At 73.1% G+C, this 24,806-nt stretch carries 24 protein-coding genes; 11 read left to right on the top strand and 13 right to left on the bottom strand.

What is annotated here, in order from left to right; genetic code table 11:
• The first annotated feature begins 4 nt into the window (after positions 1-4).
• From nuoL to J0910_RS28295, 5 genes are all read left to right on the top strand, one after another.
• Positions 5-1,957 carry an NADH-quinone oxidoreductase subunit L gene (nuoL, locus tag J0910_RS28315; protein WP_420162115.1) on the top strand — a complete coding sequence of 651 codons (1,953 nt, stop codon included), beginning with the start codon at positions 5-7 and terminating at the stop codon, positions 1,955-1,957.
• Positions 1,958-3,511 carry an NADH-quinone oxidoreductase subunit M gene (locus J0910_RS28310; RefSeq protein ID WP_420161560.1) on the top strand — a complete coding sequence of 518 codons (1,554 nt, stop codon included), beginning with the start codon at positions 1,958-1,960 and terminating at the stop codon, positions 3,509-3,511.
• Positions 3,508-5,172 (top strand): NADH-quinone oxidoreductase subunit NuoN, encoded by a 1,665-nt coding sequence (gene nuoN / locus J0910_RS28305; RefSeq protein ID WP_420161559.1) that lies wholly within the window; start codon positions 3,508-3,510, stop codon positions 5,170-5,172. The genes J0910_RS28310 and nuoN overlap by 4 nt, the downstream gene beginning before the upstream one ends.
• Before the next feature lie 222 nt (positions 5,173-5,394).
• Positions 5,395-6,399, top strand: coding sequence for a polyprenyl synthetase family protein (locus tag J0910_RS28300; protein ID WP_420161558.1), 1,005 nt, complete (start codon positions 5,395-5,397; stop codon positions 6,397-6,399).
• A gap of 225 nt (positions 6,400-6,624) precedes the next feature.
• Positions 6,625-7,008 (top strand): PRC-barrel domain containing protein, encoded by a 384-nt coding sequence (locus J0910_RS28295; RefSeq protein WP_420161557.1) that lies wholly within the window; start codon positions 6,625-6,627, stop codon positions 7,006-7,008.
• Here the strand turns inward: J0910_RS28295 and rarD are convergent.
• Complete coding sequence (rarD, locus tag J0910_RS28290; protein WP_420161556.1) at positions 6,996-7,991, bottom strand: EamA family transporter RarD; 996 nt, start codon at positions 7,989-7,991, stop codon at positions 6,996-6,998. The two genes, J0910_RS28295 and rarD, sit on opposite strands and share 13 nt — an antisense overlap.
• A 138-nt stretch (positions 7,992-8,129) precedes the next feature.
• On the opposite strand from rarD, the gene msrA reads away from it, so the two are divergent.
• Positions 8,130-8,813 carry a peptide-methionine (S)-S-oxide reductase MsrA gene (msrA, locus tag J0910_RS28285; protein ID WP_420161555.1) on the top strand — a complete coding sequence of 228 codons (684 nt, stop codon included), beginning with the start codon at positions 8,130-8,132 and terminating at the stop codon, positions 8,811-8,813.
• Here msrA and J0910_RS28280 read toward each other — a convergent pair.
• Positions 8,810-9,784 (bottom strand): helix-turn-helix domain-containing protein, encoded by a 975-nt coding sequence (locus J0910_RS28280; protein WP_420161554.1) that lies wholly within the window; start codon positions 9,782-9,784, stop codon positions 8,810-8,812. The two genes, msrA and J0910_RS28280, sit on opposite strands and share 4 nt — an antisense overlap.
• 166 nt (positions 9,785-9,950) lie before the next feature.
• Between J0910_RS28280 and J0910_RS28275 the strand changes: the two genes are divergently transcribed.
• Both J0910_RS28275 and J0910_RS28270 read left to right on the top strand, forming a co-directional pair.
• Positions 9,951-10,217: a hypothetical protein gene (locus J0910_RS28275; RefSeq protein WP_420161553.1), complete on the top strand. Its 267-nt coding sequence runs from the start codon at positions 9,951-9,953 to the stop codon at positions 10,215-10,217.
• Positions 10,214-10,609 (top strand): hypothetical protein, encoded by a 396-nt coding sequence (locus J0910_RS28270; RefSeq protein WP_420161552.1) that lies wholly within the window; start codon positions 10,214-10,216, stop codon positions 10,607-10,609. Before J0910_RS28275 ends, J0910_RS28270 begins: the two co-directional genes overlap by 4 nt.
• A gap of 315 nt (positions 10,610-10,924) precedes the next feature.
• On the opposite strand, the gene J0910_RS28265 is transcribed toward J0910_RS28270, so the two are convergent.
• Positions 10,925-11,746 carry an SAM-dependent methyltransferase gene (locus tag J0910_RS28265; protein ID WP_420161551.1) on the bottom strand — a complete coding sequence of 274 codons (822 nt, stop codon included), beginning with the start codon at positions 11,744-11,746 and terminating at the stop codon, positions 10,925-10,927.
• Between the two features lie 210 nt (positions 11,747-11,956).
• On the opposite strand from J0910_RS28265, the gene J0910_RS28260 reads away from it, so the two are divergent.
• Complete coding sequence (locus J0910_RS28260) at positions 11,957-12,406, top strand: helix-turn-helix domain-containing protein (protein WP_420161550.1); 450 nt, start codon at positions 11,957-11,959, stop codon at positions 12,404-12,406.
• Between the two features lie 33 nt (positions 12,407-12,439).
• The gene (locus tag J0910_RS28255) at positions 12,440-13,279 is read left to right on the top strand and encodes a hypothetical protein (RefSeq protein WP_420161549.1); all 840 of its coding nucleotides are present in this window, start codon (positions 12,440-12,442) and stop codon (positions 13,277-13,279) included.
• Positions 13,280-13,340: 61 nt separating this feature from the next.
• Here the strand turns inward: J0910_RS28255 and J0910_RS28250 are convergent, their stop codons facing one another.
• The 9 genes from J0910_RS28250 to J0910_RS28210 all read right to left on the bottom strand — a co-directional run bounded on the left by J0910_RS28250 (position 13,341) and on the right by J0910_RS28210 (position 22,656).
• The gene (locus J0910_RS28250) at positions 13,341-14,999 is read right to left on the bottom strand and encodes a hypothetical protein (RefSeq protein ID WP_420161548.1); all 1,659 of its coding nucleotides are present in this window, start codon (positions 14,997-14,999) and stop codon (positions 13,341-13,343) included.
• A 97-nt stretch (positions 15,000-15,096) separates the two neighbouring features.
• On the bottom strand, positions 15,097-15,681 hold the full coding sequence (locus J0910_RS28245; RefSeq protein ID WP_420162114.1) for a Uma2 family endonuclease: 585 nt from the start codon (positions 15,679-15,681) through the stop codon (positions 15,097-15,099).
• Positions 15,682-15,872: 191 nt separating this feature from the next.
• Positions 15,873-16,082 (bottom strand): hypothetical protein, encoded by a 210-nt coding sequence (locus tag J0910_RS28240; RefSeq protein ID WP_420161547.1) that lies wholly within the window; start codon positions 16,080-16,082, stop codon positions 15,873-15,875.
• A 65-nt stretch (positions 16,083-16,147) separates the two neighbouring features.
• Positions 16,148-16,357: a hypothetical protein gene (locus J0910_RS28235; protein WP_420161546.1), complete on the bottom strand. Its 210-nt coding sequence runs from the start codon at positions 16,355-16,357 to the stop codon at positions 16,148-16,150.
• A gap of 218 nt (positions 16,358-16,575) precedes the next feature.
• Positions 16,576-17,142: a hypothetical protein gene (locus J0910_RS28230; RefSeq protein WP_420161545.1), complete on the bottom strand. Its 567-nt coding sequence runs from the start codon at positions 17,140-17,142 to the stop codon at positions 16,576-16,578.
• Between the two features lie 172 nt (positions 17,143-17,314).
• Complete coding sequence (locus J0910_RS28225) at positions 17,315-17,986, bottom strand: NAD(P)H-binding protein (RefSeq protein ID WP_420161544.1); 672 nt, start codon at positions 17,984-17,986, stop codon at positions 17,315-17,317.
• A 35-nt stretch (positions 17,987-18,021) separates the two neighbouring features.
• Positions 18,022-19,578 carry a fatty acyl-CoA synthetase gene (locus J0910_RS28220; RefSeq protein ID WP_420161543.1) on the bottom strand — a complete coding sequence of 519 codons (1,557 nt, stop codon included), beginning with the start codon at positions 19,576-19,578 and terminating at the stop codon, positions 18,022-18,024.
• 176 nt (positions 19,579-19,754) lie between these two features.
• The gene (locus J0910_RS28215; RefSeq protein WP_420161542.1) at positions 19,755-20,816 is read right to left on the bottom strand and encodes a 2-oxoacid:ferredoxin oxidoreductase subunit beta; all 1,062 of its coding nucleotides are present in this window, start codon (positions 20,814-20,816) and stop codon (positions 19,755-19,757) included.
• The gene (locus J0910_RS28210; protein WP_420161541.1) at positions 20,806-22,656 is read right to left on the bottom strand and encodes a 2-oxoacid:acceptor oxidoreductase subunit alpha; all 1,851 of its coding nucleotides are present in this window, start codon (positions 22,654-22,656) and stop codon (positions 20,806-20,808) included. Before J0910_RS28210 ends, J0910_RS28215 begins: the two co-directional genes overlap by 11 nt.
• A gap of 520 nt (positions 22,657-23,176) precedes the next feature.
• On the opposite strand from J0910_RS28210, the gene J0910_RS28205 reads away from it, so the two are divergent.
• Positions 23,177-24,037, top strand: coding sequence for a M48 family metalloprotease (locus J0910_RS28205; RefSeq protein ID WP_420161540.1), 861 nt, complete (start codon positions 23,177-23,179; stop codon positions 24,035-24,037).
• A 76-nt stretch (positions 24,038-24,113) separates the two neighbouring features.
• On the opposite strand, the gene J0910_RS28200 is transcribed toward J0910_RS28205, so the two are convergent.
• Positions 24,114-24,611, bottom strand: coding sequence for a YajQ family cyclic di-GMP-binding protein (locus tag J0910_RS28200; RefSeq protein WP_420161539.1), 498 nt, complete (start codon positions 24,609-24,611; stop codon positions 24,114-24,116).
• Positions 24,612-24,806: the final 195 nt, after the last annotated feature.

The following is a 24,806-nucleotide window of genomic DNA, read 5'->3' as shown; positions in this document are numbered from 1 at the left end:
GTCTATGACCGACTCCCTCCTCGCCGCCGACGCGCAACCGGCGGTCACCGCCCCGGCCGAAGGGGCGGTACTGGGCAACGCCTGGCTGCTCATCGCGCTCCCGCTGATCGGGGCGGCCGTCCTGCTGATCGGCGGGAAGCGGACCGACGCCTGGGGACACTGGCTGGCGACGGCGCTGCCCCTCGCGAGCTTCGCCTGGGCGGTGCTCGCGCTCGTCCGGCTCCTCGGGATGGACGCCCACCACCGCAGCGTCGGCGTCGACGTCTACACCTGGTTCTCCTCCGGCGACCTGGAGGTCGGGGCGAGCCTGCTGATCGACCCGCTGTCGATCAGCTTCGTCCTGCTCATCACCGGCGTCGGCTCGCTCATCCACATCTACTCGGTGGGCTACATGGCCCACGACGAGCGGCGCCGCCGGTTCTTCGCCTACCTCAACCTGTTCGTCGCGGCGATGCTGGTGCTCGTCCTGGCGGACAACTTCGTGCTGCTCTTCCTCGGCTGGGAGGGCGTCGGCCTGGCGTCCTACCTGCTCATCGGGTTCTGGCAGCACAAGCCCTCGGCGGCCGTCGCCGCGAAGAAGGCCTTCCTGGTCAACCGGGTCGGCGACCTGGGCCTGCTGATCGCGATCATGCTGATGTTCTCCACCTTCGGCACGGTCGCGTTCAGCGGGGTGCTCGGCGGCCTGGACGGCGCCGGGCAGGGCGTGCTCACCGCGATCGGGCTGCTCCTGCTGCTCGGCGCGTGCGGCAAGTCGGCCCAGTTGCCGCTCCAGTCCTGGCTGCTGGACGCGATGGAGGGCCCCACCCCGGTCTCCGCGCTGATCCACGCGGCGACCATGGTCACCGCGGGCGTCTACCTGATCGTGCGGGCCGGGCCGATCTTCGAGGCCGCCCCCGCCGCCCAGACGGCGGTGGCCGTCGTCGGCGCGGCCACCCTGCTGGCCGGCGCGGTCATCGGGTGCGCCAAGGACGACATCAAGAAGGCGCTGGCCGGGTCCACCATGAGCCAGATCGGCTACATGACCCTGGCCGCCGGGCTGGGCCCCGCGGGCTACGCGGTGGCCATCGCGCACCTGATCACGCACGGCTTCTTCAAGGCCGGGCTGTTCCTCGGCGCCGGCTCGGTGATGCACGGCATGAACGACGAGGTCGACATGCGCCGCTACGGCGCGCTGCGCCGGTACATGCCCGTCACCTTCGCCACCTTCGGCCTGGGCTACCTGGCGATCATCGGGTTCCCGCTGCTCAGCGGCTGGTGGACCAAGGAGGGCATCATCGAGGCGGCGTTCGGCGCCGGCGGGCTGACCGGGCAGCTGCTCGGCACCGCGGCGCTGGTCGGCGCGGCGCTCACCGCGTTCTACATGACCCGCGTGATGATCATGACCTTCTTCGGCGAGAAGCGCTGGGACGACGGGGTGCACCCGCACGAGTCCCCGGCCTCGATGACCGGGCCGATGGTGGTGCTGGCCATCGGATCGGTCTTCCTCGGCGCGGCGCTGGTCTTCGGCTACCGGTTCGCGCACTTCCTGGAGCCCGCGGTCGGCGCCCCGCCGGAGCACCACGAGTTCAGCCTGGCCGCCATGTTCACCGCCCCGTCCGCGCTGGCCGCGCTGGCGCTGATGGCCGGCGGCGTCGCGGTGGCCTGGTTCATGTACGGCCGCCGCCCGGTGCCGGTGACCGCCCCCGCGGGCAACTTCATCACCGCCGCCGCCCGCAACGAGCTGTACGGCAACGAGATCAACGAAGGGCTGCTGATGCGCCCCGGCCAGGTCGTCACCGAGGCGCTGGTGGCGATCGACACGCACGTCGTCAACGGCGCGGTGAACGGGGTGGCGGACAGCGTCCGGGACGGCTCGTCGCGGCTGCGCCGGGCACAGACCGGGTTCGCCCGAACCTACGCGCTGACCATGCTGTTCGGCGCCGCCATCGTCGTCGCAACGCTGGCTGTGAGGATCTAGATGACCGACATCCCCTGGCTCACACTCGCCATCGCGCTGCCGGCGCTGGGCGCGCTGGGCGTCGCGCTCACCCCGGTCGAGCGGGCCGAGCAGGCCAAGCGGGCGGCGTTCGCCGTCTCGGTGGCCGTGCTGGCCCTGCTCGGGGTCATGGCGGCGCGGTTCGACACCTCGGCGGCGGGGCTGCAGTTCGAAGAGGTCCACCCGTGGATCCCGCGGTTCGGGGTCAGCTACGCGGTGGGCGTCGACGGGATCGCGCTGCTGCTGATCCTGATGTCGGCGGCGCTGGTCCCGCTGGTGATCCTGGCCGCCTGGCGGGAGAACGACGACGCCCCCGACCGGGGCAAGGGCTACTTCGCGCTGATCCTGGCCCTGGAGGCGATGATCGTCGGCGTCTTCGCCGCGACCGACGTCTTCCTGTTCTACGTCTTCTTCGAGGCCATGCTGATCCCGGTCTACTTCATGATCGGGCGGTACGGCCGCGGCGAGCAGCGCCGCCGGGCCGCGATCACCTTCCTGCTGTACAGCCTGGCCGGCGGCCTGCTGATGCTGGTCGCGGTGATCGGGGTCTACGTCTACGGCGGCACGTTCCTCTGGAGCGACCTGGTCTCCGGTGGGGCCCTGGCCGAGCTGGACCCGGCCGTGCTGCGCTGGCTGTTCCTCGGCTTCTTCATCGCGTTCGCGATCAAGGCGCCGATGTGGCCGCTGCACAGCTGGCTGCCGACCGCCGCCGGGTCGTCCCGGCCGGGCACCGCGGTGCTGCTGGTCGGCGTGCTGGACAAGGTCGGCACCTACGGGATGCTCCGCTACTGCCTGGAGCTGTTCCCCTCGGCGGCGGCCTGGTTCGTCTGGCCGGCGGTGGCGCTCAGCCTGGTCAGCATCGTCTACGGCGCGATCCTGGCGATCGGCCAGAGCGACATGCTGCGCCTGGTCGCCTTCACCTCGGTCTCCCACTTCGGGTTCATCACCCTGGGCATCTTCGCGATGACCACCCAGGGGCACTCCGGGGCGGCGCTGTACATGGTCAACCACGGCTTCGCCACCGGCGCGCTCTTCCTGATCGTGGGCTTCCTCATCGCCCGCCGGGGCTCCTCGCTGATCGCCGACTACCAGGGCGTGCAGAAGGCCGCCCCGGTGCTGGCCGGCACCTTCCTGGTGGCCGGCCTGGCCGGGCTCTCGCTGCCCGGACTGGCCCCGTTCGTCAGCGAGTTCCTGGTGTTCATCGGCGCCTACATGTTCAACCCGGTGCCGGCGGTCATCGCCGCGGTGGGCGTGGTGCTGGCCGCCCTCTACATCCTCTGGATGTACCAGCGGACCATGACCGGCCCGCTGCCGGAGCGGCTCTCCGGCCTGGCCGACCTGGACCGGCGCGAACTCGGCGCGATCGCGCCGCTGGTCGCGCTGATCATCCTGTTCGGCGTCTACCCGCAGCCGCTGCTCGACGCGGTCGAGCCGTCGGTGGAGCGGACCATGGAGCAGCTGGACGCCACCGACCCCGCGCCCGCGGTCGGCGGCACCGGTCCGACGGCGGGCGGCCAGGAAGGAGCCTCCGAGTGATCTCCGCGACCCAGGCGGTACCGGGTGCGGCGCTCGCCGCACCGGTCATCACCGATTCCCCGCCCGCCATCGACTACTGGCTGCTCGCGCCGATGCTGGTGGTCTTCGCGGCGGGGGTGCTGGCCGTGCTGGCCGAGGCCTTCGTCCCGCGCCCCCGGCGCCGCCCGGTCCAGCTGCTGCTGGCCCTGGGCGGGGTGCTCGCCGCGTTCGTGCTCACCCTGGCCCAGGCCTTCACCCTGCCCGAGGGGGAGGCCGGCACCACCCTGGCGCTCGGCGCCGTCGCGGTGGACCGCCCCGCGCTCTTCCTCCAGGGCACCATCCTGGTGCTGGCCTTCATCAGCCTGCTGCTGATCGCCGAGCGGCACGGCGGCGAGGACGCGTTCGCCGCGCAGGCCGCGGCGGTGCCCGGCAGCGAGGAGGAGCGCGAGCACGTCCTCGCCGGGTCCGAGCACACCGAGGTCTACCCGCTGGTGCTCTTCGCGGTGCTGGGCATGCTGCTCTTCCCCGCCGCCAACGACTTCCTCACCCTGTTCGTCGCGCTGGAGGTGATGAGCCTCCCGCTGTACCTGCTGTGCGGGATCGCCCGGCGGCGCCGGCTGTTCTCCCAGGAGGCCGCGGTCAAGTACTTCCTGCTCGGCGCGTTCTCCTCGGCGTTCTTCCTGTTCGGCATCGCCCTGGTGTACGGCTACGCCGGCTCGGTGAACTTCGCCCGGGTCGACGAGGCGGTGCAGGCCGGCGGCGCGGAGATCTTCCAGGGCGGCAACGGCGAGCCGCTGCTGCTCCTGGGCATCGGCCTGGTCGCGGTCGGCCTGCTGTTCAAGGTCGGCGCGGTGCCCTTCCACAACTGGAAGCCCGACGTCTACCAGGGCGCCCCCACCCCGATCACCGCGCTGATGGCCTCGTGCACCCTGGTCGCCGCGTTCGGCGCGCTGCTCCGGGTGTTCTTCACCGCCTTCGGCGGCTCGGTGGAGTCCTGGCGGCCGATGCTGTGGGTCGTCGCGATCCTCACCATGGTGGTCGCCGCGATCGTCGCGGTCACCCAGCGCGACATCAAGCGGCTGCTGGCCTACTCCTCGGTGGTGCACGCCGGGTTCGTGCTGACCGCGGTCGTCGCGGCCGACTCCGCGGGCCTGGCCGGCGCCATGTTCTACCTGGCGGCCTACGGGTTCACCACGATCGGCGCGTTCGCGGTGGTCACCCTGGTGCGCACGCACGAGAGCGGGGCCGAGGCGGGCGACCTGGAGCAGTGGGCCGGCCTGGGCCGCACCTCGCCGCTGCTGGCCGGGGCGCTCTCGCTGTTCCTGCTCGCCTTCGCCGGCATCCCGCTGACCAGCGGGTTCATCGGCAAGTTCGCGGTGTTCGAGGCGGCGCTGGCGGCCGGCGCCGCGCCGCTGGTGGTGGTCGGCGTGCTGAGCAGCGCGGTGACCGCGTTCTTCTACGTGCGCATCATCGTGCTGATGTACTTCTCCGAGCCGGCCGAGAAGGGCGGGCCGCGGGTGGTCCCGGCCGGGCTGCTCACCGGGTCGGTCATCTCGATCGGCGTGGCGGCCACCTTCCTGCTCGGCGTCTACCCCACCCCGGTGCTGGACCACCTGATCCCGGCGCCGGGCGGCGGCACCGACGCCGAAGTGGCGGCCACCGCCGACGGATTCACCAGGTAGGGGTACCTTTTCAGGTACGACCGAAGGCGTCGGAGGGCCGGCGGGACGTGTTCCGCCGGCCCTTCCGGCGCCTGCCTCCGAGTCGCGGAGCGGGTGCGCTCCGCGGCTTTGGCGGTTGAAACCGGGTCCGATAACTTGGCTAGTCGGTCGATGTTCATCCCGAGAGCGCGCGATACGCCGGAAATGGGGTCACGCGCGCCCGTTGACGTGTGGAGCTTTCAGGTGAGCGGTGCTGTCCCGAGCGGTTTCCTCGCTCTGCCGAGTGTCGACGCGGCCCTCGCCCGGGAGGTCCAGGAGGACCTGGAGAAGGTCGAGGCGCTGCTGCACGAGTCGGTCGAGGCGAGCGACCCGCTGCTGACCGACGCGGCCGGCCATCTGCTGGCGGCCGGCGGCAAGCGCTTCCGCGCCACCCTGGTGCTGCTCGCAGCCCGGTTCGGCGACCCCCGTGTGCCCGAGCTCATCCCGGCCGCCGCGGTGGTCGAGCTCACCCACGTCGCCACGCTCTACCACGACGACGTCATGGACGAGGCGGAGATGCGCCGCGGCGAGCCCAGCGCCAACCAGCGCTGGGGCAACACCGTGGCCATCCTCACCGGCGACTACGTCTTCGCCCGCGCCTCGGAGATGCTCGCCGACCTGGGCACCGACGCGGTCCGGATGCAGGCCCGCACCTTCGGCCGGCTGGTCCAGGGACAGATCCTGGAGACCTCCGGCCCGGCCGAGGGGGCCGACCCGCTCGGCCACTACATGCAGGTCATCGCGGACAAGACCGCCTCGCTGATCGCCTCCTCCGCGGAGTTCGGCGCGACCTTCGGCGGCGCCGCCCCGGAGGTCACCGCCACGCTCACCCGCGCCTGCGACGCGCTGGGCACCGCCTTCCAGCTCTCCGACGACATCCTGGACGTGGCCAGCGAGTCGGCCGAGTCCGGCAAGGTGCCCGGCACCGACCTCCGCGAGGGCGTGCTGACCCTGCCGATGTTCCACGCGCTGCGCGGCACCGACCCGGGCGGCGAGCGGCTCCGCTCGCTGCTCGGCCGCCCGCTGAGCGAGGCCGAGGCCGAGGAGGCGCTGGCCCTGCTCCGCCCGCACCCGGCGATGGCCGAGGCCCGCGCCGACCTGCAGGGCTGGGCCGGCAAGGCCCGCGCCGAGCTGGCGTCGCTGCCCGAAGGGGCGGCCCGGGAGGCCTTCGAGGCGCTCTGCGACTACGTGGTGGAGCGCAGCGGCTGACCCGCCGGACCCCCGCAGGCCCGCCCCGCCCGGGGCGGGCCTGCGTGTTTTCCGGAGGATCGGGAACCCCATGACCGTCACTCTCCGAAATCAAAATGTGCAGATTGGTTACTCTTCGCCTACATCGTGGGTACCCACCAGGTATCGCCGCAGGCGAGCGCCGCAGTGCTGCGGCGTGACAGGGGGGAGTGAACCGCCGTGGGGGAGAACACGGGAGCAGGGCGAATGATCGGGCACCGGCTGTTCGACCGCGACGGAGCCGGAGTGGGCCGGATCGGCCAGGTCTTCTACGACGACCAGACCGACGCCCCGACATGGATCACCGTCCGTACCGGCCTGTTCGGGACCAGCGAGAGCTTCGTCCCGCTGCGGGGCGCGCGGGCCCTCGGGGACGGGGTGCAGGTGCCCTTCGACCTGGAGACGATCCGCAGCGCGCCCAGCTTCGACATCGACCAGCACATATCGGTCGAGCAGGAGGACATGATCTACCACCACTACGGGCTGCCGCCGGAGCCCGGGGTTCCGGCCCAGCGCCCGGCCGAGACCCGCCCGCGCGGGCGGCACCGCCGCCCGGACCCGGAGGGGCAGAGCGAGCGTCAGCCGGGCTGAGACCCGGTGTCCAGGGCACGGGGCCGCCCGCCGGCGCCGTGCCCTTCCTCATGCCCGCCCCCGGCGGGCCGCGCCGCGGGGCCGGCGGAGGCCTCCGCCCTCTCACCGGGCCGGCGCGCGTTGCGCAGCATGTCCGCGGCGAAGACCAGCAGCGCCACCCAGACCACCGCGAACCCGGCCCACCTGCTGGCCGGCAGGTCCTCGTGGAACACCAGCCAGGCGAAGAGGAACTGCATCACCGGCACCACGAACTGGAGCAGGCCGATCATGCTCAGCGGGATGCGCCGGTTGGCCATGCCGAAGCAGAGCAGCGGCACCGCGGTCACCACGCCGCTGCCGATCAGCAGCAGGGTGTGCCCCGGCGACACCGAGGCGAACGTTCCCGCGCCGGTCGCCTCCAGGTACGCCACGTACCCGGCGGCCGGCGCGAACATCAGCAGCGTCTCCACGGCCAGGCTCTCCAGCCCGTCCAGCGAGACGAACCGCTTCACCAGGCCGTAGGTGGCGAAGGAGAACGCCATCCCCAGCGAGAACCAGGGCACGCCGCCGTAGGCGAAGGTGAGCACCGCCACCGCCACCGCGCCGAGCGCCACCGCGCACCACTGCGCCGGGCGCAGCCGCTCGGCGAACACCACGACCCCCATCACCACGCTGACCAGCGGGTTGATGAAGTAGCCCAGAGCCGCCTGGGAGGTCTGCCCGGAGTTCACCGCCAGGATGAACAGCCCCCAGTTCACCGAGATGACCAGGGCCGCGGCGGTGAGCAGCAGCAGCGTCCGGGGCGAGCGCAGCACGCCGAGCAGCCAGCGCCAGTGCCGCCGGACCGCGAGCACGGCCGCCACGGCCACCAGCGACCAGACCATCCGGTGGGTGAGGATCTCCAGCGCCCCGGAGGAGGCGAGCAGCGGCCAGTACAGGGTGGACAGGCCCCACATGAGGTAGGCGCTCGCCCCGTAGAGCACGCCCCGGTTCAGCTCGGACACGCCGTCACCCTAAGGGATTCATCCCATGAATGAGTAGCGAGTTCTGCTAAGGACGGGGGTTCAGCTCCGCTGAACCCCCGCCGGGACCGCCCCCGCCCGCCCCCGGCCGCCGCTTCCCCCGCCGGATAGGCTGGAGCCATGTTCACGTTCGGGCGCAAGGCCACCATGATCGGACCGGAACAGGCGCTCCCCGGCCGGGACGCCCCGATGCCGGTGCCGGACCGCCACGAGGTGCTGGGCACCCCGCTCGCACCGCCCTACCCGCCCGGCAGCGAGACCGCCGACTTCGGCATGGGCTGCTTCTGGGGCGTGGAGCGCGCCTTCTGGCGGCTGGGCGCCGAGCGCGGCATCATCACCACCGCCGTCGGCTACCAGGGCGGGTACACCCCCAACCCGACCTACGAGGAGGTCTGCACCGGCGCCACCGGCCACACCGAGGCGGTCCGCGTCGTCTTCGACCCGGAGAAGATCTCCTACACCGAGCTGCTCAAGGCCTTCTGGGAGGGCCACGACCCCACCCAGGGCTTCCGCCAGGGCAACGACGTCGGCACCCAGTACCGCTCGATGATCCTCTACCACTCCGACGCCCAGAAGGCCGCCGCCGAGGCGACCCGGGACGCCTTCCAGCCGGTGCTCTCCCGCTCCGGCTACGGCCCCATCACCACCGAGATCGTCCCGGCCGGCCCTTTCTACTTCGCCGAGGCCTACCACCAGCAGTACCTCTCCGACGCCAAAAACCCCAACGGCTACTGCGGCGTCGGCGGCACGGGCGCGACCTGCCCGATCGGCGTCGCGCGCACCGACGACGGCACCGACGGCTAGGCCGCTTCCCGGGCGCATTCGAGCGCGTCGCGGTACTCTCGCGCCCACTCGGCTCCCCGCTGGTCGGCGGGGAGTCCGTCGAGACCGGTCCGGAGGTTCTCCGCGGCGTCGGCGTACTCGGCGAGCGCGAGCAGAGCGAGCCCGATGCCCATCCGGGAGAACGTCGGCGACAGCCAGTAGGCGGTGCCGGGCGGCTCGCTGGTCGCCGCCCGGTCGGTCAGTGCGGTCGCTTCGTCGAGTAGCCGGCGGGCCGCGTCCCGCTCGCCGAGCAGCGCGTACCCGTGCGCGGCCTGAACGGCGTCGCCGACCCGTTGCAGCAGCGTCGCGCCGGGTGTGTGGTACGCCGCGAGGAACCAGCGGACCACCGCGTGCGGGCGTTCCTGCTGGCGCGCGAGGTAGCCCTTGAAGTTGGCGGCCTGCGCGGCCAGGGCGCCGTCTCCGACGTCGTCGGCGCGGGCCTCGGCTTCGCTGAGCCAGGTGAGCGCCTGCGGGTCGTTGCGGGCCTCCGCGTGCAGCCACCCGATGAACTGCACCCACTCCGCCGCGACCCGGTGCAGCGCGCCGGCGTGCGGGCCGCGTGCCTCACCCGCCAGTCGCTTCACCTGCTTCCACTGCGCGGTCGTCGCGGGCAGCATCGCCACCGCGGGCATCACGTCGTCGAGCCGCCGCTGCGCCGCGAGCACGTCGGCCAGAGCGGTGACCGTGGCCTGATCGAGGCGGGAAGGCGCGTCGAGCGCGCCGTTCACCCGGTCGCGGTCATCGGGCGTGAGCGTGCTCGCCAGTGCGGTGAGGGCGCCTTCCGCTCTGAGTTCCCGGTCGAGCCGCTCGGTCAGCAGCGGAGAGGGGCGCTGCTTTCCGGAGAGCACGCGCGAGACGTACCCCGGGTCGTAGTTGACCGCGCGGGAGAGCGCCCGCAGGGACAGGCCCCGCTCGGTCATGGTGCGGCGGACGAAGTCTCCGAAATCGGTCATAGGGCAGCGCTCCCAGGGGGTGTTGACCGTTGCCGTCTCCAGAGTAGGCAACACGGTCACACTCCCGCCTGGTTGTTCAGCGCACGAGCATTGGCGGACACGAAGACCCCCGCGACGCGGGCAAGGCGTCCGGGGGCGTGGCCACCAGCTACAGGGAGCTGATGACATGGGAGACACTAGCCGGAACGCCGGCCAGGGTGCGACGCTGTGGGGGCGCTCGCCGGAGCACGCCGACCACCACGCCGGGGCCGCTCGGCTGCAAGCCCGGTACCCGCACATGGTGATCTGGTTCGGCGAGACCTCCGGTCATTTCTACGCGATGGACGCCGCCGGCCTGCACGAGCGCCCCACGCTCGACGCGCTCGCTCAGCTGGCATGGCGGCGGACCAACCGGCCGCGCCCGCGCGGCGCCGCGACGGTGAGTGTCCGATGACCGCCGTCCCCGAACCGCTCCGCTTCGACGACTTCGCCGACCTAGAAGACTGGGCGCGCGCCATGGACGCCCCCGTCGAGCTGGTCGAGCGGGCGCCCGACGCCGACGTCTACGCCGCGCGTGCCGACCACGCCACCGCCGAATGCCGGGTTCCGGTGCCCCAGGACGAAGCGGCCCTGCGGCGGCTCAACACCGAGCACGCCGGCCGCTGGCACGTGTGGCGCTCCACCAACGAATTCGGGCGCCCGGTCGCGTGGGTCGCGACCAACCTCGGCGTCCCGGGCGCGGCGCCCACGCTGCACGAGACCACCCCCGAACGGCTTGAGGCCCAGATGGGCGACCCGCCGCGCGGCTTCGCCGGTCCGCTCGCGGAGCTGCGCCCGATGACCTGAGGGAAAGGGGAGCCGCACGGGCGGCCGCGGTCGGTGGACTCGGCCGTTCGGGCGGGAAGGAAGACGGCTCCGGTGCCCTCGCGAGAGCGGCGCCGGAGCCGTTGCCATCCGGCGGAATCGCCCGGGTCTGGCCTCCGATAAGTCAACATTAACGGGGGTGAGATGCTGCGTCTCGCGCGCGTGGGTGGGGTGGACCGGTCCGCACGGGCGCGTCCTGCCCGATCGGCGTCGCGCGCACCGACGACGGCCCCCAGGGCTGACCGCTCCCGGACGCCCCTCCGCCCCTGTGCGGGGAGGGAGGGGCGGTGCCGCGGGTCAGGGCTTGCGGGCCACGCCGCAGAAGGCGTCGACCTCCGGCGGCTCGCCCCAGGGGCTTGCGGGCGGGCGCCAGCGGGACACCGAGACCACGCCGGGGTCCAGCAGCTCCAGGCCGGTGAAGAAGCGGGACAGCTCCTCGGGGCTGCGCAGGCGGTAGGGCTCGCCGCTCTCCGCGAGCGCCCTCTCGGAGCGGGCGGCCTGCTCCGGGTGGACGGCGTTGGAGCCGTCGCTGACGACCAGGTGGCTGCCGCCGGGAAGCGCTCCGACCAGCCGGTCCCGGACGCCGTGCGCGGTGACGTCGTCGGTGATGCTCCCCATGATGCCGATCATGATCAGCGCGACCGGCCGGGAGAAGTCGAGGGTGCGGGCGGCCTCGGCGAGGACGCGGCCGGGGTCGCGGGCGTCGGCGTCGACGTAGTCGGTGGCCCCTTCGGGGGAGCCCACCAGCAGCGCGCGGGCGTGCGCCAGCACCAGCGGGTCGTTGTCCACGTAGACCACCCGGGCCTCCGGCGCCGCCCGCTGGGCCACCTCGTGCGTGTTGTCGGCGGTGGGCAGGCCGGTGCCGACGTCCAGGAACTGGCGGATCCCCTCCTCGGCGGCGAGATGGTGCACGACGCGGCGGAGGAACTCCCGGGAGTGCCGGGCGATGTCGACGATGCCGGGGTTGACCCGCAGGACCTCGTCGCCCACCCGCCGGTCGACGGGGTAGTTGTCCTTGCCGCCCAGCCAGTGGTTCCAGACCCGGGCCGGGTGCGGCACCGAGGCGTCGATCCCGGGCGCGGCACGCCCGCCCCCGGCCCCGGCGGCATCTCCGCTCACGGCACGCTCCTCTCCGCCCGTCCATCGCCCACGGCCCCATCCAAACGGGGGCGGACGACTCCGGCAATGCCCTCCCATGGCCGGAACCGGAACCGGCCGCCCGCCCTGTTCGGCGAGGAACGCGGAGGCGACGCGCCACGTTCTTGCGTTTGCTGCGTTCATTGCGGATAATTCGATTGAGAGGGGCGACGGCTTCAGAGAGGAGCGGGCATGGCGCCGAAGGCATTCACCCCCGCCGCAGATGAGGCGAAGGCGGCCGAGGAGGCCCTGCCGAAGATCCGGCGCTACCTGCAGGACCACCCCGACAGGCTGACCGGGATCCCCGTCGCGGACGAGGACGGCCGCCAGGGGCTCGTACTGCCGCGCGCGGCGCTGGAGCTCCTGGAGGGCATCCTCGCGCACATGGCCGCGGGCAGAGGGGTCTCGATCGTCCCCGCACATGCCGAGCTGACCACACAGCAGGCGGCCGACATGCTCAACGTCTCCCGGCCGCACCTCATCGGCCTGCTGGACGCAGGGGAGATCGACTACCGCAAGGTGGGGACCCACCGCCGGGTCCGGGCGGATTCCCTACTCGACTACAAACGCCGGGACGACCGGCGGCGGCGCGAGGCCGCCGATGAGCTCTCGTCGATGACCGGGGAGCCGGGGCTCGACTGACACGGATTCCATCCGTGAACAGGAAGAAGGCACGTGTCCAACATCTATACGAGCTTCCTGCGCATCCCCGCCCTTCCAGGGCGGAGTATCGACCGCGGCGAGGCCGAGCGGATCATCGGGCTGATCCTCAACGACCGCGGGTCGTACAACGTGCCGGTGGCGGTCCGGCCGGCGGCCGACGGGAGCCTCCTGGACGTCCAGGCCGGGCCCGGGAAGAACCCGGACTTCTACGATTTCTGGTACGACCATCCCGACCGGTACGCCTGCGTGTGGGAGCGGTTCTTCGACGAGGGGGGCTCCCAGGACGTCATCAGCCGTCACGGGCAGGACGGCGAGAGCGGCGACCACGGTCCGGTCTGGTACGGGTTCGACGAGGTGCGCGTGGCCGGACCCGCCGACCGCCTTCCCGGTCTCGGTGCGCCGTCCGCCTCCTGGGAGCCGGTCGGCGACGGTCTCTGGCGCGCCGGAGTGGCCGGCCGCTACCAGACCGGCAACGACCGGACCGACATCGGGAAGGCGGGCCCGTGCGCGATGGATGTCGAGTGGGATCCGCCGGTCACCGAGGTCGCCCCCGGTGGTCTGGTCACGCCGACGACTCCCACCTACGACCGCGCCGAGACGGTTCGGTCGGAACCGGACGGACTCCGCCCTCTGCTGGAGCACGGCGACCGGGACGCCGGAGGAGAGCCCCGAGTGGAGCGGGTGGAGCTCCTCTGGCGCGGACGAGTGGTGCGCAGGGCCCGACCGGAGCCCGACGTCTGCGGTGAAGGGCGTGAATGGGAGCAGCGCAGCGCCGACGACTGGGACAACTGCCTGCACCCGGCCTACCTCGCGAGCATGGAGGAAGTACGGCGGCACCGGCGGCGTGCCTGAGTCGGCCCGGGAGGCCCGGTTCGCCTGCGGCCCGGGTCCTCCGGGCCGCAGGCGGGTTCGGTCAGGCGGCGGCCTCGGCCAGGGCGAGGCGGGCGAAGGCCGCGAGGAGGGCCGGGTCGGACCACTCCTTGCCGTTGAAGCGGCGGATCAGCGGGTGGGAGGCGCGGCCGTCGCGGAGGAACGGGATCGCCGAGGCGAGCCGGGGGCGGCCCAGGTCGGTGAAGCGGGGGTCGAGGGGCGGAGCGTCCTCGGCGATGGGAGCCAGTGCGCGGGCGAGCTCCTCCGCGGCGCCGGGCACCTCGGCGTACCAGAGCGGGTGCCGGGCGGCGTGGGCGACCGCCAGGACCAGGCCCGCGTACTCCGGGGTCCCCGGTTCCGGGGCCGAGGCGCCGGCCAGCCGGCGCGCGCACCACACCGCCGGGGTCCCCTCCGGGGCGGCCGCGGTGCGGTGGAAGCGCACGTCCCGGCCGAGTACGTCGAGCCGGAGCGCGCCGCCGTCCAGGTACCGGGCGTCCAGGCCGTCCGGCCCCGCGGGCAGCGGCGCGCGGCGGGCGAGGTCGGCGCGGAGCGCGGCCAGCACGGACAGCGCCTCGCCGCGCAGGAAGACCGGGCAGAGCGCCTGCTCGGCGGCGGCCGGACCGGTCGGCGGCGGGACCTCCAGCCACTTGTGGGTGAAGTCCGGCCGCCAGGAGCGCAACGCCGTCGCGACGCGGTCCAGCGGCCCCAGCGCCTCGGCGAGCGGGTGGCCGGGGTGCGTGCAGACCGCGTCCGCCCGGGCCCGGTGCGCCTCGGAGAGCGCCTCGATCACCTCCTCGCGCAGCACCCGCTCCGGCGTCTCGTCGGAGAGCGCGGTCCGGTGGCAGGCCGAGAGCAGCAGCACCTGCGCGGCGGAGTCCGCGGAGCCGCCGCCGTGCTCGCGCAGGTCGCGGGCGCACCAGAGCAGCTCCGTGCGCGGGTCCGTCTCGGGGTCGTCGGAGGCGGACCCGCCCGCGGCGAGCTTGGACAGGCCCCAATAGAGGGAGTCGGTGTGGAAGGCGCCCTGCCTGCGGACGACGCGCCCCTTCCAGTACACCCGGTTGTGGAAGTGCAGGTCCGGGAGGTCCTTCAGCTCGGGGGAGTGGATCCCGAGCCCTTCTGCGGCGACCGGGCCGTCCTCGGCCAGGGCCTCGTCCATGAAATCGGCGTGCTCGGCGGCGAGCCGGCGCAGGTTCTCCGCGCACAGCCAGACGCGGACCTCCTCCGCCCACTCCCCGGTCTCCGGGTCGGCCGCCTCGTACTCCTCGGGGTCGAGGATCTGCTCGATCCGGTTGGTGAGGTCGTCGGGGTCGGTCTCCCCCGGGTACACGGGGCACTCGTGCCGGCACTCCGCTCGGGCGAGGCGGTCCGCGGCCGCCCCCAGGGCCTCCCGGACCTCGCGGATCAGCCGCCGGCTGTCGGAGCGCCAGACCGCGTAGGGGGTGGAGGCGGCCAGTCCGAGCAGCGGGAGGACGATCGCGGAGCCGCTCCGGGCGGCGCTCTCCGTGCAGCCGGCCAGCCAGTCGATGGCCAGGAACGGGTCCCCGGTCGGGTAGTCGTCGATGAAGCCGTTCAGGTCCTCGGCGAGGTCCTCGTACTCCTCGCGGGCGGCTCCGTCGATGCGGAGGAGTTCCGCGAGGGTGCTCTCCGGGTCCGCTTCCGGAGCGGGGGAGCGGCGGTCTTCGGCAGGGGAGTAGTCGGCCATGGCGGTTAGGACGCCGCACCGCCCGCCGCCGTTCCCGCCGTCGGGCGGTCGGCGGCATGCGCGCCCGGGGCCCGCCGCGAGGGGCGGGCCGCAGGCCTCAGTCGCCGCCGATCTGCTTCTTCCAGGGGCCGTCCGCGGTCAGCCAGTGCGGGACGATCCGGAGGGGGAAGGGGAGCTCGGTCTCGAAGACCTCCTCCCCGTAGGCCTGGGTGACCTCGCGGTAGCCGCCGTTCTCCAGTCGGAACTCGACCAGGCCGGTCTTGTCCGGCGCGGGGTTGACGATCCAGTACGACACGATGCCGAACTCGGCGTACTCCCGCCGCTTGGTGTGGTTGTCCCGGATGACGCTCTCCGGGGAGACGATCTCCACCGCGAGCAGCGGCGGCCGGGTGAGGTAGGGGCTCTCCGCGTCCTCCGCTCGGATCACCGCCAGATCGGGGATCCGGTGGTGGGTCCGGTCCGCGTTGAAGTTGATCCCCGGGCCGGTCAGGACCACATGGTCATCTGGACCGATGTTGTTCAGGTGCGTTGTCAGCCGGGAATCGACGAGCGTGTGCAGGAAAACGGGCGCAGGCGACACGTCAAGCCTCCCGTCGACCAGCTCGTAGCGGCGCCCGTCGTCGGGGGTGCGTGCCAGGTCGTCGACGGTCAGCGGCCGGGGCTCCGTCTTGCCGATGCTCATGACAGACATACTGCCTCCTCGTATTCACGGCGGCCAGTATTCCGCGCGGAGCCTCGGCTACCCGCGGGTATCGGAGAAGTCCCTTCGTTTCTGGGGGCGGGGCACCGAGGCCGGGTCCCGCAGGCCGGGTTCCGTCCCCGGCACGGCGGCGGCCCGGCGCCGGGGCGCCGGGCCGTTCGGAGGCGCCGGGGTCACTGGACGCCGGTGCCCTCCTCGGTGTGCAGGTCGAAGTTGGAGCAGCCGTTGAGGGCCTTGCCCTCGGCGGAGAGCACCTCGAGGCAGATCGGCACGGTGATGTTCTGCACCTCGGCGTTGTTGTCGGCGGAGGCGGTGCCGGTCATGGCGCCCAGGGCGAGGGCGGTGGTGGCGAGGAGGCCGGAGACGGCGGCGATGCGCTTCATTGCGTTCCTTTCGGGTGGTTCCGGGTGGGTTCGGGGCGGATGGAGCGGTCGTGGTCGCGGCCGGGCTACTGGACGCCGACGCCCTTCTCGGTGTGGATGTCGACCTTGGAGCAGCCGTCCGCGTCGATGCCGCTGACCGAGAGCACGTCGGCGCAGATCGGCACGGTGATGTTCTGCACCTCGGCGTTGTTGTCGGCGGAGGCGGTGCCGGTCATGGCGCCCAGGGCGAGGGCGGTGGTGGCGAGGAGGCCGGAGACGGCGGCGATGCGCTTCATTGCGTTCCTTTCGGACAGGCTGAATCTAGGCGAACCCGTTGTCCGCGATTGGTAACTTAGCGTAGCGGCTCCGCCTCGTGTGGCAGATCCGCGAAACGGATCGCCGATCGCTCGGATTCAGCCCCGCGCCGCCCTTCCCGGCATACGGCGACGGGCCCGCGCGCACGATGCGCACGGGCCCGTCGCGGCGGCCGGCGGCCGCCCGGAGTGGGAGGGGGCTACCAGCCCTGCTGCTGGCCGTAGCCCGGGTACTGCTGGCCGTACCCCTGCTGGGGCTGCTGCTGGCCGTAGCCCTGCTGCTGCCCGTACCCCTGCTGCTGGCCATAGCCCTGCTGGGGCTGCTGGCCGTAGCCGTAGCCCTGCTGCCCGTACCCCTGCTGGCCGTAGCCCTGCTGCTGGCCGGTGGCGTACTGCTGCTGGTACGCGGCGGCGTAGGGGTCCTGCTGCTGGCCGCCGGTGGGCTGCTGGTGGGACTGCTGCTGGCCGGAGTTGGAGTCCTGCTGGGCCTCGGCGGCGGAGGAGTCGCCCTTGTCCGGGGCCGGCCGGAAGAGGCACAGGTGGGTGGCCCCGTCCTCCTCGTCCTGGGCGGGGATCATCTGGTCGAGCAGCCAGCCGGCCTCCTCGATGCCCTCGAGGATGCGGGTCAGGCCCGGACGGACCTTGCTGCTGCCTTCGTCATAGCCGTTGACGTCCAGCCGCACGATGAACATCCTGCGCTTCTGCTGGGCGGCGACCTTGGCGTGCTCGACGACGGTGCTGTCTCTCACGACCTGCGTGACGCTCATGAATGAACCGTACCTATCTGCTCTCGCGGCGCTGCCATGCCCGTGTTCGCCGCGGCCCGTCGTCCACGTCGCGTGCGCCGCGGATGAGGAGGGCCCCGCCGGGCCGTCCGCGTCCCATGATGCCCGGAAAGGGGCGGCTCTGCCATACGTGGCCGCGACAGGCCGCGACCGGTCAGGACAGCGCGCCCTCCACGGCTTCGGCGACCGGGGTCTCCCCGCCGACCAGGTCCAGGACCCGGCCCGCCGAGCGGGACGAGGCCGGCTCGGCCAGCAGGGCGGCGATGACCGCGGCGACGTCGTCCCGGGCCACCTCGGCCTTGGGCACCGACGGCCCCAGCCGGACCAGCCCGGTGCCGGGCCCGTCGGTCAGCCGCCCCGGGCGCAGGATGGTCCAGTCCAGCACCTCGCCGCGGGACCGCAGGTCGTCGTCGGCCTCCTTCTTGGCCTGCACGTAGGCGGCCCAGACCGGCTCCGAGCCGGGGGCGGGGCCGTCGTCCACGCCGATCGCCGAGACCAGCACGTAGCGGCGCGTCCCCGCCAGCGAGGCGGCGTCGGCCAGCAGCACCGCGCCGTCCCGGTCGACCGTCCGCTTGCGCTCGGCGCCGCTGCCCGGCCCGGCGCCGGCGGCGAACACCACCGCGTCGGCGTCCATGACCTTCTCGGACAGCTCGGTGACGGTCGCCTTCTCCAGGTCGATCACGACGGGCTCGGCGCCGGCCGCGCGCACGTCGTCGGCCTGGGCGGGGTCGCGGATCAGGGCCACCGGCGTGTCGCCCCTGGCGGCCAGCAGCCGCTCCAGGCGCAGCGCGATCTTGCCGTGGCCTCCGGCAATGACAATACGCATGAGAGCAGGCTACGCCCCGGGCGGCGGGGGCCGGTTCAGCCGCCCTGCCCGCCCCCGCCGGTGAGCTCCTCGCGCAGCACCCGCTTGAGCAGCTTCCCGCTGGCGTTGCGCGGCAGGTCCTCGACCAGGTGCACGCTCTTCGGCACCTTGAACCCGGCCAGGTGGCGCCGGGTGAACGCGATCAGCTCGTCCCCGGCCACCCGGGCCCGGGGCACCACCACCGCGGTCACCGCCTCGCCCCACTTCTCGTCGGGCAGCGCGATCACCGCGGCCTCGGCCACCGACGGGTGCCGGTAGAGGACCTCCTCCACCTCGCGCGAGGCGACCTGCACCCCGCCGGTGTTGATCACGTCCTTCAGCCGGTCGACGATGGTGAGGTAGCCCTCCTCGTCCCGCCGGGCCAGGTCGCCGGAGTGGAACCAGCCGCCGCGGAACGCCTCCGCGGTCTCCTCCGGCTTCTCCCAGTAGCCGGTGCACAGCTGCGGGGACCGGTAGACCACCTCGCCGGTCTCCCCGGGCAGCACCTCGGCGCCGTCCTCGCGGACCACCCGGGCCTCCACGAACATCACCGGCCGGCCGCAGGAGTCCATCCGGCCGGGGACGTGCTCCTCCGGGCGGAGCACGGTGGCCAGCGGCCCGATCTCGCTCTGCCCGAAGCAGTTGTAGAACCCGATCCCGGGGTGGCGGTCCCGGATCTCGGTGAGCGCCTGCACCGGCATGGCCGCGGCGCCGTAGTACGCCTTGGCCAGCCCGGACAGGTCCCGGGAGGCGGAATCGGGGTGGTCCTTGACCGCCAGCCACACCGTGGGCGGCGCGAAGAACGAGGTGACGCCGTCCTCCTCGACGCGGCGCAGCACCTCCGCCGGGTCGGGGGAGTCGATCAGGACGTTCCGGGCGCCCACCGCCAGCCCGGGCAGCAGGAAGACGTGCATCTGCGCGGAGTGGTACAGCGGCAGGGCGTGCAGGATGCGGTCGCCGGAGCCGATGTCCAGCGCCTGCACGCAGGAGGCGTACTCGTGCACCAGGGCGCGGTGGGTCATCATGGCGCCCTTGGGCGAGGAGGTCGTCCCGGAGGTGTAGAGCAGCTGCACCAGGTCGCCGTCGGCGGCCTCGGGGCCCTCGCCGACCGGGGCGTGCGGATCGCGGGCGACCTCCAGCAGCGACTCCAGTGCGCCGCGGAGCGCCAGCACGTCCCGGGCGGGCAGGGCGGAGCGGACCTCCTCCACCGCGCCGGCCAGGTGCGGGTCGGCCAGCACCACGGTCGCGCCGGACTGGGCGAGCACGTAGGAGAGCTCGTCGCGGCGGAGCGCCGGGTTGACCGGGACGTGCACCAGTCCGGCCCGCGCGCAGCCGAGGTAGGACAGTAGGTAGGCGTCGGAGTTACCGCCGAACGCCGCCACCCGGTCGCCGCGGGCCAGCCCCAGGCCGAGCAGCCAGGCGGCCACTCTGCTCACCCCGCGGTCCAGCTCGCCGTAGCTCCACCGCCGGTCGCCGTAGTCCAGCGCGGTGCGGTCCGGGATGCGCGCGGCGGTGCGCCGCAGGACGCCGTCCACCGTGCTCGCCGAGACCGCCGCAGGGACCTGGCCGCTCATCGCTCCTCCTGGAAGACAACGCGCACGCCGCCGCTCGGCGTGACCGATGTCACCAACCTAGAGGGCGCCGGACCCGCCGTGCCAGCGCCTCGGCGCGGCCGCGGGCCATCGTCCGCGACCGCGCCGAGGGTCCGCGGCCGCGGGCGGGGCGCCGCGGCGCCCCGCCCGCCGGGGGACTACTCCACCGTCCAGGTGTCGCCGCTGGCCAGCAGGGCGGCGAGGTCGCCCTCGCCCTGCCCGGCGCGGGCCTCGGCGATCTGCTCGTTCATCAGCGCGTCGTAGGCGGGCCGCCGCACGTCGCGGAAGACCCCGATCGGCACGTGCTCGAAGGCGGGGTAGTCCAGCCGGGACAGCGCGAAGGCGTACCCCGGGTCCTCCCGGTGCGCGTCGTGCCGGAGCAGCGCGTCCTCACCGGTCTCGGCGACGTCGGCCACCCGCAGCCCGCCGTACTCGCCCGCCACCACGCCGCGCTCCGGGCCGACCCGCAGCGGCTCGCCGTGCTCCAGGCGGAGCAGCCGCAGGTCCCGCTCGGCGGGGTCCTTCAGCGGCTCGAACGCGTCGTCGTTGAAGATCGGGCAGTTCTGGTAGATCTCCACGAACGACGCGCCCTCGTGGTCGGCCGCGGCCCGCAGCACCCCGGTCAGGTGCTTGCGGTCGGAGTCGACGGTGCGCGCCACGAACCCCGCCTCGGCGCCGAGCGCCAGCGAGACCGGGTTGAACGGCGAGTCCAGCGACCCCATCGGCGAGGACTTGGTGACCTTGCCGGGCTCGGAGGTGGGCGAGTACTGCCCCTTGGTCAGCCCGTAGATCCGGTTGTTGAACAGCAGGACGTTGATGTTGACGTTCCGCCGCAGCGCGTGGATCAGGTGGTTGCCGCCGATGGACAGCCCGTCGCCGTCCCCGGTGATCACCCAGACCGACAGGTCGGGGCGGGAGGCCGCCAGGCCGGTGGCGATCGCCGGCGCCCGGCCGTGGATCGAGTGCATCCCGTAGGTGCTCAGGTAGTAGGGGAACCGCGAGGAGCAGCCGATCCCCGAGACCACCACGATGTTCTCCCGGGGCACCCCCAGTTCGGGGAGGAATCCCTGGAAGGCGGCGAGGATCGCGTAGTCCCCGCAGCCCGGGCACCACCGGACCTCCTGGTCGGATTTGAAGTCCTTCATCTTGTAGGCGGCCTCGGAGCGCGGGACCAGCTTGAGCCCCTCGAAGCCCCGGGCGGAGCCGTTCTCACTCGGCACGATCGATGACCTCCTGGACCACGCCCGCGAGCTCTTCGGCCTTGAACGGCAGGCCGCGGACCTTGGTGTAGCCGATGACGTCGACGAGGAACCTGCCGCGCAGCAGCAGCGAGAGCTGGCCGAGGTTGATCTCGGGGACCAGCACCCGCTCGTAGCGGTGCAGCACCTCGCCGAGGTTCTCCGGGAACGGGTTGAGGTGGCGCAGGTGCGCCTGGGCGACCCGGGAGCCGGCCCGGCGCACCCGGCGCACCGCGGCGGCGATCGAGCCGTAGGTGCCGCCCCAGCCGAGCACCAGCACGTCGGCGCCGTCCGGGTCGTCCACCTCCAGCGGCGGGACGTCCCGGGCGATCCCGTCGACCTTGGCCTGCCGGGAGCGGACCATCAGGTCGTGGTTGGCGGGGCTGTAGGAGATCCCCCCGGCGCCGTCGGCCTTCTCGATCCCGCCGATCCGGTGCTCCAGCCCGGCCGTGCCCGGTACCGCCCACGGCCGGGCCAGCGTCTCGGGGTCCCGCAGGTAGGGCAGGAACTCCCCGTCCTCCCCGTTGGCCTCGGCGGCGAACTCCACCGACAGGTCCGGCAGCGAGGCGGTGTCCGGGACGCGCCACGGCTCGGAGCCGTTGGCCAGGTAGCCGTCGGAGAGCACCACGACCGGGGTGCGGTACTTCACCGCGATCCGGGCCGCCTCGATCGCGATGTCGAAGCAGTCCGAGGGGGAGCGGGGGGCGAGCACCGGCAGCGGCGACTCGCCGTTCCGCCCGTACAGCGCCAGCAGCAGGTCGGCCTGCTCGGTCTTGGTGGGCATGCCGGTGCTGGGCCCGGCCCGCTGCACGTCGATCACGATCAGCGGGAGCTCGGTCATCACCGCCAGGCCCAGGGTCTCGCCCTTGAGCACCATGCCCGGCCCGGAGGTGGTGGTGACCCCCAGCGACCCGCCGAACGCGGCGCCCAGCGCCGCGCCGACCCCGGCGATCTCGTCCTCGGCCTGGAAGGTCCGCACGCCGAACCGCTTGTGCCGGGAGAGCTCGTGCAGGATGTCGGAGGCGGGGGTGATCGGGTAGGAGCCGAGGAACAGCGGCAGCCCGGTCAGCCGGGAGGCCGCCACCAGGCCGTAGGAGACGGCCAGGTTGCCGGTGATGTTCCGGTAGGTGCCCGAGGGCAGCCGGGCCGGCCGCACCTCGTAGGAGACGGCGAAGTCCTCGGTGGTCTCACCGAAGTTCCACCCGGCCCGGAACGCCGCCAGGTTGGCGGCGAGGATCGCCGGCTTGGCGGCGAACTTCGACTTCAGGAAGGACGTGGTGCCCTCGGTGGGCCGGTTGTACATCCAGGACAGCAGCCCGAGCGCGAACATGTTCTTGGCCCGCTCGGCGTCCTTCTTGGAGACGTCGAACTCCTCCACCGCCTTGACCGTCATCGAGGTCAGCGGGACCCGGCTCACCTTGTACTCCGACAGCGAGCCGTCGGAGAGCGGGTCCTCGGTGTAGCCGACCTTGGCCAGGCTGCGCTTGGTGAACTCGTCGGTGTTGGCGATGACGGTGGCGCCCCGGGGCAGGTCGCCGATGTTGGCCTTGAGCGCCGCCGGGTTCATCGCCACCAGGACGTCCGGGGCGTCGCCGGGGGTCATGATGTCGTGGTCGGCGAAGTGCAGCTGGAAGCTGGAGACGCCGGGGAGCGTGCCGGCCGGGGCCCGGATCTCGGCGGGGAAGTTCGGCAGCGTGGAGAGGTCGTTGCCGAAGGATGCGGTTTCCTGGGTGAAGCGATCGCCGGTCAGCTGCATGCCGTCGCCGGAGTCGCCCGCGAATCGGATGATCACCCGATCAAGACGTTCGACCTTCTTGGTCACTGAGATCGCCGACCTCCTCGACGAACCGCCGCGCCCTGCGGCGGCTCAGGTTGCCTCGGCCCGCAGCCGGAGGGGTGCCGAGCGCGGACTCGGCGCCGGCGGCGGACCGCTGTCGCTTGAGTGGGGACCTGGCGGCCGGCCCGGGGGCGCCTGGCGCGCGCCTCGGGGCCGAGACCAGGTGGCCACGCCGGCTCAGGGGACGATCGCCGCCGCCGCACGCCCGACCCGCCCGGGTGCCCGGCGGAGCCGACACAGGGCGCTGTCGTCGTGTGCGAGATCCACGTGCCGCCGCCCGCCGGGCGGACCCGGCGGAGCGGTGGGCGGAGTGATAACGGCCACTCTCGCAACTATAGGTGCCCCCTCGCGGGCGGACGCGGGGCGGGTGTGCGGAATCACAGTCCGGTCGGGGCGGGCCGGGATCGCGGAGGCCGGGAACGCGCCGCGGGCGTCCGCGCGTTCGTAACAGTGGGCGGCCCCGGTCGGGGCGCCGCCGGGATCTCGAAGGAGGCAGAGGACAGCCGTGCTGCGCAACCCGTTCCGGGCAGCGGCCCTGATCGCCGTGCCGTCGGCGCTGATCGTGCTCGCCGCCTGGCTGATCTGGGGCGACGAGGGGCTGCGCTCCGGCGTGGTGCTGGTGCTCGGCGTGGTCGGCCTGGTCTGCTTCTTCGGCGACTCGCTGGTGCTGCGCGCGATGCGGGCCCGCCCGGTCGGCGAGTTCGAGCAGCCCGAGCTGCACCGGGTGGTCCGGGAGCTGGCCACCGAGGCGCGGCAGCCGATGCCGCGGCTCTACCTGTCGCCGACCCCGGCGCCGAACGCCTTCGCGGTGGGGCGCGGCCCGCGCTCCGCCGGGGTGTGCTGCACCACCGGCCTGCTGCGGCTGCTCAGCGAGCGGGAGCTGCGCGCGGTGGTCGCGCACGAGCTCGCGCACGTGCGCAACCGGGACACCCTGGTCTCCTCGGTCGCGGTGGGGCTGGCCACCATCATCGTCTCGCTGACCGCCCTGGCGCTGCTGCTGCCGCTGGGCGACTCCGACGACGAGGGGCCGGGGCTGCTGGAGGGGCTGCTCTTCCTCGGGCTGGGGCCGCTGGCCGCGCTGGTCATCCGGAGCGGGGCGGGCCGGGGCCGGGAGTACCGGGCCGACGAGGCGGCCGCCCGGCTCACCGGCGACCCGCTCTCGCTGGCCTCGGCGCTGCGCAAGATCGAGGTGGGCGCCCGGACGCACCCGCTGCCGATGGAGCGGCGGCTGCTCGCGGCCGGGCACCAGATGATCGCCAACCCGTTCCCGCGCCGGGGCATGTGCCGGCTGTTCGACGCGCACCCGCCCACCCCGGAGCGGATCCGCCGGCTGCGCGCCCTGGACGAGCGCTGGCGGATCGGCTGAGCGGCGGATCCGCCGCCGGGGCCCGGTCCCCGGAGTCCGGCCACCGGGCCCGATGGCGGCCCCGCCGCCCGAAGGGCTAGCGGTAGTTCACGAACTGCAGGGCCACGTCCAGGTCCTTCCCCTTGACCAGGGACATCACCGCCTGCAGGTCGTCCTTCTTCTTGGAGCTGACCCGGAGCTCGTCGCCCTGGATCTGCGCCTTGACGCCCTTGGGGCCCTCGTCCCGGATGATCTTGGAGATCTTCTTGGCGTCCTCGGAGGTGATGCCCTCCTTCAGCGCGACCGGCAGCCGGTACTCCTTGCCGGAGACCTTGGGCTCGTCCGGGGCGTCCAGGATCTTCAGGGAGACGTTCCGCTTGATCAGCTTCTCCTTGAAGACCTCCAGGGCGGCGTTCACCCGCTCCTCGGAGTTGGCCCTGAGCTCCACGCCCTGCTCGCCGGACCAGGTGATCTGCGCACCGGTGCCGCGGAAGTCGAAGCGCTGGGAGAGCTCCTTGGCGGCCTGGTTCAGCGCGTTGTCGACCTCCTGGCGGTCGAGCTTGGACACGATGTCGAAACTGGATTCAGCGGCCACGTGCGCTCACACTTTCGGGTTCGGAGTCGTTCATCGCCGCGGCGGCCGGTCCCGGGCGTCCCGCCCGGAGCGGCCCCGTCCTCGGCAGGCACCGAGCTTATCCGCGCGGCCCCCGGCCCGCCCCGCGCAATCGATTCGCGCCCGCCCGGCAGGTCCGCTATCATCGTTCGTGCGCCGCCAAGAGCGGCGAAATCC

The organism is Nocardiopsis oceanisediminis (assembly GCF_048595525.1).
GTDB classification, from domain to species: domain Bacteria; phylum Actinomycetota; class Actinomycetes; order Streptosporangiales; family Streptosporangiaceae; genus Nocardiopsis_A; species Nocardiopsis_A oceanisediminis.
This window is presented reverse-complemented; position numbering and strand designations above follow the sequence as displayed.